At 72.0% G+C, this 13,534-nt stretch carries 1 protein-coding gene (running past one end of the window); it reads right to left on the reverse strand.

The genetic code is table 11. From position 1 onward, the window contains the following. Nucleotides 1–13,534, reverse strand: the 3' portion of a protein-coding gene (locus JHW41_RS07485; RefSeq protein ID WP_250449504.1) for a non-ribosomal peptide synthase/polyketide synthase. 8,678 nt of this gene lie beyond the right edge of the window; only the last 13,534 of its 22,212 coding nucleotides appear in the window; its start codon lies off the right edge, out of view — the gene reads right to left on this strand; its stop codon occupies nucleotides 1–3.

Below are 13,534 nucleotides of genomic sequence, written 5' to 3' on the forward strand. Positions count from 1 at the left end.
TCACAGGCGGTACTCCTGCGCCAGGATGCGGCCGATCCGCGACAGGTTCTGCGGGTGGGTCAGTTGGTCGTGACGGCAGTCGATGTCGTAGCTGCGCAGTTCGCCGGTGATGTTGTGCTTGAACGTCGCCGGTTCGAGCACGTAGGCCTCGGCGCCCAGGTCTTCGGTGGCGACGAAATACACGATGCTGCCGTCGAATTTCGCGCTCGGGCGGTAGTAGTTCAGCAGGTTGGCTTCGTTGTTCTGGGTGGCGACGAAGCGCTGCAGCAGGGCGGCGTCGAAGCCGGAGAACACGCTGTACTTCAGTAGTTCGGTCGCGCGTTCGTAGTCCAGCGATTCGGGGTCGAAGTCGCCCAGCTCGCAACCGGCGATGTTCTGCAGGAAGCCTTGCAGGATGCTGGCGTGGTAGTCGCCCTTGGGCACGGTGTCGGAGTCGAAGCCGGGCATCGAGGTGCGGATGCACGAGTCCAGGATCACCAGGCGCGCGACGTCGTGGCCGGCCTGTTGCAGGCGCACCGCGACTTCCAGGGCGGTGGCGCCGCCGTAGGAATAGCCGAGCAGGTGGTAGGGGCCTTCGGGCTGGATCGCGCGGATCTGCGCGAGGTGGGCTTCGACGTCTTCTTCGACGCTGCCCGACAGCGCGGCGTCGGGATCGATCAGGCTCGCGCTTTGCAGGGCGTAGATCGGCCGTTGCGGATCGAGGTAGCGGGTCAGGCCGCGGTACCACCAGCCCAGGCCGCCGCCCGGCGGCAGGCAGAACAGCGGCGGCAACTGGCCCTGGGTGCGGATCGGCACGATCGGCTCCAACGCGGTCAGCGCCTGCAGCGGTTCGGCCATGCGCTCGGACAGGGCCGCGATGGTCGGCGATTCGAACAGCAGCCGGGCCGAGACCTCCACCCCGAGCGTGTTGCGGATGCGCCCGACCAAACGCGTGGCCAGCAGCGAGTGGCCGCCGAGTTCGAAGAAGTCGTCGTCGATGCCGACCTCGGCCAGTTCCAGCACTTCGGCGAACAGTTCGCACAAGGCCTGTTGCTGCATCGTGGTCGGCGCGCGGCGCTGGCTGGAGGTGAAGTCCGGTGCGGGCAGGGCCTTGCGGTCGACCTTGCCGTTCGGGGTCAGCGGCAGCATCGGCAGCGGCACCAGCAGCGGCTGCATGTACTCGGGCAGGTGCTTCTGCGCGTGCTCGCGCAACTCGCCGAGGCGGTCGAAGCTGCCGGGGCTGTTGGCGCTGGCGTCGAAGTCGCGCGGGTGGGCGGGGCGGTGGATGTCGGTCCAGATCGCCTGGCCGTCGTGCCTGGGCAGGAACAGCAGCTCCAGGCCGCGTTCGAAATCCGACCACGTCACCGCGACCTCCCAGCCCAGCGCTTCGCCCAGCGCATGCAGGACTTCGGCCGGCGGTAGCTCGCCGCCCTGCGCCGCCAGCAGGCGCGCGCGCACCTCGGCGATGCGGCGGCCCGCCTGCAACTGGTGCAGCGCGTCGAGCTCGGGTTGCAGCAGCGGATGCGGCACGTCGACGATGCGCAGGCCCTCGGGGTGCGCCGCCAGCCGCGCGGCGAGGGCGCCGGAATCGAGCAGCGCCGGCGACCACGGCTGCGCCGGCAGATCGGCGGCCGAACGCACGCCGGGGCCGTGCTTGCGCAGCACTACCTCGTAGCGATGGCGAGTCAGTTCGTTGTCGTGGCGGCTGCGCTTGGTCTGGATGTCGACCGCGGCGATGCTGCCGATGCGTTGCGGCAACTGGGTGAAGAACTCCGGCGCCAGCAGCAGTTCCTTTTCGGTCAGCAGGGTCTGGTCGATGCGGCGGCGCAGGGTGTTCGCGTCGGTGTCGCCGCTCGCCTGATGCAGCTGCACGGCGTTGACGAAGCTGCGCAGCAGCTGCAGGTTGCGCACGTCGCCCAGGTACAGCGCGCCGCCCGGAGCCAGCAGTTCCATCGCCTGCTCGATCACCTCTTGCAGGTAATCGCTGCTGGGGAAGTACTGCAGCACCGAGTTGATCACGATCGCGTCGTAGCCCTCGCCGACCGGCAACGCATCGGCGACTTGGCGGGTGCGATGCGCGGGCAGCGCCAGCAACTGCACCTTGTCGGCCAGTTCCGGCCGTTGCGCGATCTGGCGCTGCAGGCGCTCGACCGTGGCGCGCGACAGGTCGGTGCCGTGGTAAACCTGCACCTGCGGCGCCACCGGCGCCAGGATCAGGCCGCTGCCGACGCCGATCTCCAGCACCCGGCGCGGGCGCAGGGCGAGGATGCGCCGCACCGTCGCCGCGCGCCATTCGCGCATCTGCTCCAGCGGGATCGGCGCCTGGGTGTAGCTGCTGTTCCAGCCGCGGAAGTCCTCGCCGAACTCCGGCGCGGCCTCGTCGACGGTGTCGGCGTCGTAGAGATCCTGGTACAGCGATTCCCACTCGTCGACCTGGCGCGTCTCCTGCGCCGTGTCGCGGCGGCCGCCGCCCTGCTTGAGCACCACGTAGCCGACCAGTTGCTTGTGGCCCGGCACGTCCTCGCGCACCTGCACGATGGCCTGCGCGACCGCCGGATGGTTCTGCAGCGCGTTCTCGATCTCGCCCGGCTCGATGCGGAAGCCGCGCAGCTTGACCTGCTGGTCGCTGCGGCCGATGAACTCGATCCGGCCGTCCTCGCGCCAGCGCACCAGATCGCCGCTGCGGTACATGCGTTCGCCGCGATGCGCGGCCGGCGCGTAGGGATTGGCGACGAAGCGCTCGGCGGTGAATTCGGGCCGTCCGAGGTAGCCGCGGGCGAGGCCGGCGCCGGCGATGTACAGCTCGCCCGGCACGCCGGGCGGCACCGGCCGCAGCGCGCCGTCGAGCACGTAGACGCGCATATTGTCGAGTGGCGAACCGATCGGCACGCTCGCCGCTTCCGGCGCCAGCATCGGCACCGCGCAAGTCAGCGCGAAGGTGGTGGTCTCGGTCGGGCCGTAGCCGTTGACGATGCGCAGCGCGGGATAGCGCGCCTGCAGGCGGCGGATGGCGTCGGCCGAAAGCACGTCGCCGCCGGCCCACACCTGCCGCAACGTCGCGAACAGTTCGGGCATCGACTCGACGTATTCGTGGAACAGCCCCGCGGTGAGCCAGATGCTGCGCACGCCGTGTTCGACGATCAGCCGCTGCATCTGCCGGCCGTCGCCGGAATCGCCGGTGCACACGACCACGGTGCCGCCGGTGAGCAGCGGCACCCACAGCTCGTAGGTGGACGCGTCGAAGGCGTGCGGCGAATGCAGCAGCACCGCTTCGTGTTCGCGGGCGAAGCGGCGGTCGCGGGCGAAGGCGACGATGTCGGCCTGTTCCACCGCCACGCCCTTGGGACGGCCGGTGGAGCCGGAGGTGAACATCACATAGGCCAACTGGCGCGGATGCGCGGCCGGCAGCGGCGCGTCGGCGGCCGGCGACGCGTCGTCGCCGGGCCGGCCGATCCGCAGCACCTGCGACGGCGCGAGCCCGGCGCCGGCGAGATCGCGTTCGTCCAGGCTGGCGTCGGCGATCAGCAGCGCGGCGTCGGTCTCGGCCAGGATCAGGGCCAGGCGTTCGTCCGGATACTGCTCGTGCAGCGGCACGTAGCAACCGCCGGCCTTGAGCACGGCCAGGGTGGCGATCACCAATTCGGGCGAGCGGCGCAGCAGCAGCGCCACGCCCTGGCCGGCGGCGAGCCCGCGCGCCAGCAGGGTCCGCGCCAGGCGTTCGGCGCGGCGGTCGAGTTCGGCGTAGCTGAGGGTCAGCGCGTCGGCGACCAGCGCCGGCGCGTCCGGCGTGGCGCGCGCCTGGCGTTCGAACGCGGCGGCCAGGCTTTCCGGTTCCAGCGCATGCTCGGTGGCGTTCCAGGCATCGAGCTGGATGCGTTCGCTGTCTTCCAGCAAGTCGAGCTGGCCCACGCGCAGGCTCAGGTCGCCGGCGAGCTGTTCCAGGATCGCCTGGTAACGGCGCGCGAAGCGCTGGATGTCGGCCTTGCCGAACACGTCGGGGCGGTAGCTGAAATTCAGGCGCACGCATTCGCCCGGCATCGACAGCAAGGTCAGCGGGTAGTGCGACTTGTCGCCGCCGTGGCCGTCGACCATGGAGATGCGCAGGCGGCCGTCGGGATCGGACAGGCGCTGGTCGTCGGCATCGAGCAGATAGTTCTCGAACACCATCAGGCTGTCGAACAACTGGGCGTGGCCGCTGTCGAGCAGGATCTGGGTGAGGCCCAGGTGCTGCGCGTCGAGCAATTGCCCTTGGCGGTCCTGCAGCGCGGCCAGCCAGCGGCCGAGCGTCTGCGCGGGGTCGAGCGGCAGCCGCAGCGGCAAGGTGTTGATCAGCAGGCCGGCCATGCGCTCCACGCCGGGCAGTTCCGGCGGGCGGCCGGACACCGTGATGCCGAACACGACGTCCTGGCGGCCGGTGGTCTGCGCCAGCAACAGGCCCCACGCCGCTTGCAGCAGGGTGTTGATGGTCAGGCCGTGGCGGCGCGCCTGCGCGGTCAGCGCCTGGGTCAGTTCGCGCGAGAACTCGTGCGGGTGGGTGTGCGGCATCACCGGTTCCGGCGAGGCCTGCGGCGCCAGCAGGGTCGGCCCGTCGAGGTCGGCCAGTTCGCGCCGCCAGGTGTCGCGCGCGTTCTGCCGGTCCTGCGCCGCGATCCACGCCAGGTAGTCGCGATACGGCGTCACGTACGGCAGCGCCGAGCGGTCGCCGCGCGCGTGGTACAGGCTGATCAGCTCCTTCATGACCATCGGCGAGGACCAGCCGTCGAGCAGCATGTGGTGGCTGGTGAAGGCGAGGTAGTGGCGATCCGGCGCGGTGCGCACCAGGATGAAGCGCAGCAGCGGCCCCTTGGCCGGATCGAAGCGCTGTCGCTGATCCTCGCGCAGCAGCGCGATCGCGCCGGCCTCGTCGCTGTCGACGTAGCGCCATGGCGCCTTGGGCTTGAGCGGGATCACCTGCACCGCTTCGGCCAGGCCATGGTGCAGGAACGAGGCGCGCAGGTTGGCGTGGCGTTCCAGCAGGCGGTCGGCCGCGGTCTGCAACAAGTCGGCGTCGAGCGTCCCGTCGAGTTGGTACACCTCCTGCACCAGATAGGCATCGACGCTGTCTTCGTCGTACACCGCATGGAACAGCAGGCCGTGTTGCAGCGGCGACAGCGGCAGGATGTCGGCCAATGGCGGCTGGCCGGCTTCGATCGCCTCGATCTGGGCCTGGTCGAGCCTGACCAGCGGCAGGTCCGACGGGGTGAAGCCCGGGCGCGCGCTGCCGGCGCGTTCGGCGATGCAGCGCAGCACCTCGAACCAACGCTGCGCCAGCGCGCGGATCGCGTCGTCGTCGAACAGTTCGCCGGCCCAGTTCCAGGTCGCGTGCAGCATCGGGCCGCCGGCGTGGTCGACGGTGACCGCGTCGAGGCCGAGCGCGTGCCACAGCGGCCAGGTCGCGTCGTCGCCGTGCGGCGCTTCGGGTTGCGGATCGTCGTGGGCGGCCGGTTCGGCGGCGTCGAGCGCGGGCAGGCGGCCGAGGTAGTTGAAGCCGATCTGCCGCGACGGCGCGTCGGCGAGCGCGCTGCGTCCGTGCTCGTCGAGGTAGCGCAGCAGGCTGTAGCCGATGCCGTTGTCGGGCAGGCGGCGCAGCTGTTCCTTGACCCGCTTGAGCGTTTGTTCGAGCGCGGGGCCGCCGCGCAGCGCATCGTCCAGGTCCAGGCCGGCCAGGTCGAGCTGCAGCGGGAATTCGCTGGTGAACCAGCCGACCGTGCGCGACAGGTCGGCGCCTTCCAGGATCGCCTCGCGGCCGTGGCCTTCCAGATCGAAACGCAGCGACGACGGGGCCGCGCCGAGCCGCTGCCGGCGCCAGTCGGTCAGCGCCAGCGCGAACGCGGTCAACAGCACGTCGTTGATGCGGCCGTGGATCTGGGTCGGCGCGACGGTCAGCAGTTGCTGGGTGGTGTGCGGGTCCAGGCGCAGGGTCAGGGTGCGCTGGGTCGCGCCGGTGTCGCGGCGCGGATCCAGCGGGCGTTCGCCCAGCGCCGGATCGGCGCCGGCGAACATCGACCGCCACAGCGGCAGTTCGCCGCGGCGCGCGCTGGCGAGCGCCGGCAACTGCAGCGCCCAGTGGCGCAGCGACGTCGCCGCGTTCTCCAGGCGCGGCGCCAGGCCGCGCTTGCGCGCGTCCCAGGCGGCCTGGAAATCGGGCAGCAGGATGCGCCAGGACACGCCGTCGACGGCGAGGTGGTGGATGGTCAGCAGCAACTGCGCGCCGTTCTCGTCGTGCACGCGCACGGCTTGCAGCATGCGGCCGCGCTGCGGATCGAGCCCGTCGCGCGCGCTGCGTTCGGCGTCGCGGATCGCGCGTCGGCGCGCGTCCGCATCCAGGCCCGCCAGCGACACCTCGCGCAGGCAGTCCTGCGCGCGCACCGCGCCTTGCGGCGCGATCCGCAGTTGCCGCTCGCCGCCGCGATCGGCGCGTTCCACGCACAGGCGCAGCGCGTGGTGGTGGTCGAGCAGGTCCTGCAGCGCCTGGGCCAGGGCCTCGCTGGAACCCTCGCCGAGCGGCAGGGTCATCGACTGGTTGAACGTGCGCGCCAGCTCGGGCTGGTCCAGCAGCCAATGCATGATCGGCGTGGCCGGCAGCGCGCCGGTCGGCGCCTGCACCGGCGCGGCTTCGCTGCGCGGCAGCGGCGCGGCCGTCGCCGCCAGCACTTCCACGGTCTGCTGGCGGAATACATCGCGCGCGGTGATCACCAACCCTTGCTTGCGCGCGCGGCTGACCAACTGGATCGAGCTGATGCTGTCGCCGCCGAGGGCGAAGAAATTGTCGTCGATGCCGACCCGCTCCAGCCCCAGCACTTCGGCGACCAGGGTGCAGAACAGCTGCTCCTTGGCGTCGCGCGGCGCGCGCGCGCTGGCGCTGGCGAAGTCCGGCGCCGGCAGCGCCTTGCGGTCGAGCTTGCCGTTGATGTTGCGCGGCAGCTGCGGCAGCCGCACGAACGCGGCCGGCACCATGTAATCGGGCAGTTGCGCGGCCAGCAGCCGGCGCAGCGCGTCGAGGTCGAAGCCGGCCTCGGGGGCGGCGAGATAGGCGACCAGTTGCTTGCGGCCGGGTTGATCGTCGCGCACCAGCACCGCGTTCTGGGCGTAGCCGGCCTCGGCGATCCGCGCCTCGATCTCGCCCGGCTCGATGCGGAAGCCGCGGATCTTGACCTGATCGTCGGCGCGGCCGAGGTATTCGAGCTGGCCGTCGCCGCGCCAGCGCGCGAGGTCGCCGCTGCGGTACATGCGTTCACCATGGACGAACGGATCGGCGACGAAGCGCTCGGCATTCAGGCGCGGACGGTCGAGGTAGCCGCGCGCCAGGAACGCGCCGGCCAGGTACAGCTCGCCGGCCACGCCGGCCGGCACCGGTTGCAGGCGCGCATCGAGCACGTAGGCGCGGCTGTTCCACAGCGGCGCGCCGATGGCCGGGCGGCTGCCGGCGTCGATGCTGGCGAAGCAGGCGTCGACCGTGCACTCAGTCGGGCCGTACAGGTTGTAGCCTCGCACCCGCGGCGATTCGGCCAGCGTGCGCCACTGCGCCTCGCCGACCGCTTCGCCGCCGAGCATCACGCAGCACAGCTGGCTGTCGTCGCGTTCGAGCAGGCCGTCCTGCAGCAGCACCTCGAACAGCGAGGGCGTCACGTCCATCGCGTGGATGCCGTGCTCGACCACGTAGTCGACCAGCCACTGGGTGTCCTTGCGCACCTGCTCGTCGATCAGGTGCAGCTCGTGGCCGGCGGCCAGCCACAGCAGCGCCTCGATCGAGGTGTCGAACACCATCGAGGCGGTCAGGGCGAAGCGCCGGCGCGCGCCGCCGGCGCGGGCCGTCTCGGGATCGATCAGCCGCTGCTTGTGGTGATGGAACAGGTTGGCCAGCGAGCCGTGGCCGATCACCACGCCCTTGGGCTTGCCGGTCGAGCCGGAGGTGTAGATGACGTAGGCCGGATGCAGCGGCGACCACGGCCGGCGCCGGTCCGCGTCGACCGGCGCGCGCTCCGGCGCGGCGGCGAGCGCGGCGCGGGTGTCGGCGTCGTCGAGCAACAGCAACGGCGCGGCGCCGTCCAGCGCGCGGGTCGCGGCGGCAGTGCCGATCGTCAGTACGGGGCGGGCGTCGTCGAGGATGTCGCGCAGGCGTTCGGCGGGCTGCTCCAGATCCAGCGGCAGGTAAGCGGCGCCGGCCTTGAGCACGGCCAGCACCGCGACGATCAGGTCGGGCGTGCGCAGCAGCGCCAGCGCGACCCGGTCCTCGGCGCCGACGCTGCGGGCGATCAGCACGTGCGCCAGCCGGTTGGCGCGGGCGTCGAGTTCGGCGAAGTCCAGGGTCTGGCCGTTGCAGGCCAGTGCCACCTCGCGCGGCGCGGCCGCCGCGGCTTGCGCGAACGCATCGTGCAGGCCGCCGGGCGGCGGCGCCTGCAGCGGCGCGATGCCGGTCTGCAGCAGGCGCGCGCGTTCGCCTTCGTCGAGCAGGTCTACGCGGCCGAGCGGCCGGTCGAGGTCGCCGGCGAGGACTTCGAGCAGGCGCGTGTAGCGACGGATCTGGCCGTCGAGGTCGGCGCGCGAGAACACGTCGGGGCGGTAGCTGAAGTCCAGGCGCAGGCGTTCGCCCGGCAGCAGCGACAGGCTGAGCGGGTAGTGCGACAGGTCGCCGCCGTGGCCCGGCGCCATGCCGATGCGCAGTTCGCTGTCGGCTTCCAGCGCGCGGCGGTCGTTCGGGTCGAGCGGATAGTTCTCGTAGACCATCAGGGTGTCGAACAGCGTGGCGTGCTCGCTGTCGCGCAGGATCTGCGGAAGGTCCAGGAACTGCTCGTTGAGCAGGCGCGCCTGGCGCGACTGCAGGTCGCCCAGCCAGGCCGCGAGCGTCTGCTCCGGGCGGATGCGCAGGCGCAGCGGCAAGGTGTTGATCAGCAGGCCGACCATGCGCTCCACGCCGGCCACTTCCGGCGGGCGGCCGGACACGGTGATGCCGAACACGACGTCGTCGCGCCCGGTGGTCTGCGCCAGCAGCAAGCCCCAGGCCGCCTGCAGCAGGGTGTTGAGGGTCAGGCCGTGGCGGCGCGCCTGTGCGTTGAGCGACTGGGTCAGCTCGCGCGAGAACAGGTGCTGGTGGGTCAGCGGCATGCTCGGCTCGGCCGAGGCTTCCGGCGCCAGCAGGGTGGGCTCGTCGAGGCCGGCGAGTTCCTCGCGCCAGGCCGCGCGCGCGGCCTCGCGATCCTGCGCGTCGATCCAGGCCAGGTAGTCGCGATACGCGGGCGCCGGCGGCAAGCCGGCGTCGCTGCCGCGCGCGTGGTACAGCGCCAGCAGTTCGCGCAGCACGATCGGCATCGACCAGCCGTCGAGCAGGATGTGGTGGCTGGTGAACACCAGGTAGTGCAGGTCCGGCGCGGTGCGCACCAGGGTGAAGCGCAGCTGCGGCGCCTGCGAGGGTTCGAAGCGTTGCTGCTTGTCCAGCAGCAACAGCGCCTGCAGTCCGTCCTCGTCGCTGTCGACGAAACGCCACGGCGCCTGGACCACGCGGGCGATGGCCTGCACGGTGCCGGAGCGGCCGTCGTGGATGAAGGCCGCGCGCAGGTTGGCGTGGCGTTCGAGCAGGCGGTCGGCGGCGGTCCGCATCGCCGCCGCGTCCAGCCGGCCTTCGAAGCGGAACACCTGCTGCACCAGATAGGCATCCGGCGCGCCGTCGTCGTAGAGCGCGTGGAACAGCAGGCCGTGCTGCAGCGGCGACAGCGGCAGGATGTCGGCCAGCGGCGGCTGGATCGCCTCGATCGCTTCGATGCGCTGCTGGTCGAGCGCGATCAGCGGCAGGTCCGAGGGCGTGAACAGCATCCGCTCGTCGTGGCTGGCGTCGTGCGCGATCCGCCGCAGCAGGCCGAACCAAAGCTGGGCGAGTTCGCCGATGGCGCGCTCGTCGAACAGCTCGCCGGCCCAGCTCCAGTTGGCGCACAGCACCGAACCGTCGCGGCGGTCCTCGGTGGTGGCGTTGAGCGACAGCGCATGCACCAGCGGCGCGTCTTCGCCCGCGCTGGGAACCGCCGCCTCGGCCTGGGCCCAGTCCGAAGCGCCGTGGCCTTGCTCGGCGATGGCGAAGCGGCCCAGGTAGTTGAAGCCGATCTGCGCGGCGGCGTGGCCGCCGAGCGCGGCGCGGCCGTGTTCGCCGTGGTAGCGCAGCAAGCCGTAGCCGATGCCGTTGTCGGGCAGGGCGCGCAATTGCTCCTTGACCGACTTCAGCGCGGCGTCCAGTGCGGCGCCGCCGTGCGCGGCCGCGGTTTGGTCGATGCCGGCGAGCGACAGCTGCACCGGAAACTGGCTGGTGAACCAGCCGACGGTGCGGCTGATGTCGATGCTCTCGGCCGCGGCGCTGCCGGTCAGGGCTTCGCGGCCGTGGCCTTCCAGGTCGAAGCGCACGCGCTCGACATCGCCCAGGCCTTGCCGACGGCGCCACTGCGCCAGCGCCAGCGCGAACGCCGACAGCAGCACGTCGTTGATGCGGCCGCGCACGCGCTCCGGCGCGCGGGTCAGCAACACCCGGGTGACGTCCGGTTCCAGCCGCAGCGACAGATGGCGCTGGGTCGCCAGCGTGTCGCGCGCGCTGTCGAGCGGGCGTGGGGTCAGCGACGGATCTTCGCCTTCGACCATCGCCTGCCAGAACGGCAGTTCGGCGGCGCGCGCGGCGGCGGCCGCGGGCAGGGCCAGGGCCCAGTGGCGGAACGAGGTGGGCACGGGCGCGAGCTCCGGCGCGAGGCCGGCGGCGCGCGCCTCCCACGCGGCCTGCAAGTCCGGCACCAGGATGCGCCAGGACACGCCGTCCACCACCAAGTGATGCAGCACCAGGAACAGGCGCGAATCGGCGCCGTCGTCGAACCACACCGCCTGCAGCATGCGCCCGTCGTCCGGCGACAGCCGCAGCTGCGCGGCGAGCATGCGCTCGTGCATCAGGCGCTCGCGCGCCTGCGCCGACAGGCCGTGCAGCGGCACCGCGTCCAGGCAGTCCGCCGCGCGCACGCTGCCGGCTTCGCCGATCTCGGGCGAGCCGTCGCGCAGGCGCATGCGCAGGGCATGGTGGTGTTCGATCAGGTCCTGCAGCGCGGCCCGTAACGGCTCGTGCCGCAGCCGCGGCACTTGCAGCAGCATGGTCTGGGCGAAGTGCCGGTGAGAGCCTTCGCGCTCCAGCAGCCATTGCATGATCGGGGTGGCCGGCAGCGCGCCGGTCGGCGACTGCTGCGGCAGCGCATCGGCGGCCTCGCTGGTGCCGGCGACGCGCGCCAGCGCCTGCACGCTGGGGTGCTGGAACACGTCGCGCGCGCTGAAGCGCAGGCCGAGCTGGCGGGCGCGTCCGACCAACTGGATCGAGCTGATGCTGTCGCCGCCGAGAGCGAAGAAACTGTCGTCGATGCCGACCCGGTCCAGACTCAGCACGCCGGCGAACAAGTCGCACAGCGACTGTTCCAGCGCGGTGCGCGGCAGGCGCAGCTCGCGGCCGGCCTCCGGTGCGGGCAGGGCCTGGCGGTCGAGCTTGCCGTTGGGCGTGAGCGGCAACGCGTCCAGCGCGACATAGGCGGCCGGCACCATGTGTTCGGGCAGGTTCGCGGCCAGGCCGCGGCGCAGCGTTTCGGCGTCGAGCGCATCGGCGTCGGCGACCAGATACGCTACCAATTGGCGCTGGCCGGGACGGTCTTCGCGTACCGCGACCGCGTTGTGCGGGTAACCGGCCGCGGCGATGGCCGCCTCGATCTCGCCGAGCTCGATGCGGAAGCCGCGCAGCTTGACCTGGCCGTCGTCGCGGCCGAGGTATTCGAGCTGGCCGTCGTCGCGCCAGCGCGCCAGATCGCCGCTGCGGTACATGCGTTCGCCCGCGGCGAACGGATCGGCGACGAAGCGCTCGGCGCTGAGCGCGGCGCGGCCGAGGTAGCCGCGCGCCAGGCCGGCGCCGGCGATGTACAGCTCGCCGGCCACGCCGACCGGCTGCGGTTGCAGTTGCGGGCTCAGCACGTACAGGCGGGTGTTGGCGATCGGCGCGCCGATGCAGGCCAATTCGGCGGCGCTGTCGTCGGCGCCGGCCCGCGCCGGCAGCCGCGCCACGCTCGACCACACGCTGGCCTCGGTCGGGCCGTATTCGTTGTACAACGCGCAATCGGCCGAGGCCTGCGCGCGGTGCCGTTGCAACAGCGCGGGCGCGATGGATTCGCCGCCGAGCACCACGCGGGTCAGCGTCGACAAGCGGTCTGGCGCCTGCTCCAACACCGCGCGATACAGCGCCGGGCCGCTGAGCCAGGCCTGCACGTGGTGCCGTGCGACGAGCTCGGCCAGCGCCGCGGGTTCGCGTTCCTGGCCCGGCGCCGGCAGCACCAGGGTGCCGCCGCTGCTCAGCGCATGCAGGATCGTGCCGAGCGAGGCGTCGAACGCTACCGACGGCAGCAGCAGCGCGGTTTCGGCGGCGTCGCCGTCGGCGGACGCGTAGTAGTCCAAGCGCGCCGCGTTGGAATGCACGATCTGGCGATGGCTCACCACCACGCCCTTGGGCTTGCCGGTGGAGCCGGAGGTGTAGATGACGTAGGCCGGGTGGTCCGGCTTCAGTTCCGGCCGCAGTTCCGGCCGCGGCGCGCCGTCGCCGGCCGCGCGCTCAATGGCCGCGCGCTCAATGGCCGAGCGCTCGATAGCGGCGCGCACCGCGTCGTCGTCGAGCAGCAGCGCGTCGGCGGGCGCGGCCCGCATCGCGTCGCGGCGGGTGATCACGATCGCCGGAGCGGCGTCGTCGAGCATGTAGGCCAGGCGTTCGGCCGGATAGTCTACGTCCAGCGGCAGGTACGCCGCGCCGGCCTTGAGCACGGCGAGCAGGGCGACGATCAGTTCGCTCGAACGCGGCAGCGCGACCGCGACGCGATCCTCGGCGCGGATGCCGCGCGCGCGCAGCACCGCGGCGAGCCGCTGCGCGCGCTCGTGCAATTGCGCATAGCTCAGGCGTTCCTCGCCGAAGACCAACGCGGTCGCGTCGGGGCTGCGCGCGGCCTGCCGTTCCAGCACCGTCGCCAGGTCGGGCTCGGCGACCGGCAGGGCGCGCTGGTTCCAGTCGCGCAGCAGGCGCTGGCGCTCGGGCGCGGGCAGCACGTCGAGCTGCGCCAACGGTCGCTGCGGCTGGTCGGCGAACGCCTCCAGGATGCGGGTGTAGCTGTCGGCCAAACGCTGGACCTGCGCCGGCGCGTAGACGTCGCTGCGGTAGCTGAAGCCCAGGCGGATGCGCTCGCCGGGCACCGCCGACAAGCCCAGCGGATAATGCGAGGTGTCGCCGCCGTGGTGGCTGTGGAAGCCGACGCTGAGCTGTTGCGACTGGCTCTGCAGGCCGGCTTCGTCGATGGGGTAGCTCTCGTACACCATCAAGGTGTCGAACAATTCGCCCAGGCCGGCCACGCGCTGGATCTCGCTGAGGCCCAGGTGGCTGTGTTCGAGCAGCGCCGATTGTTGCTGTTGCAGGCGCCGCAGCAGGTCGCGCAAGGGTTCGGCGGCCCGCAGGCGCAGGCGCAGCGGCAGGGTGTTG

This window comes from Lysobacter enzymogenes (genome assembly GCF_023617245.1).
Classification (GTDB): domain Bacteria; phylum Pseudomonadota; class Gammaproteobacteria; order Xanthomonadales; family Xanthomonadaceae; genus Lysobacter; species Lysobacter yananisis.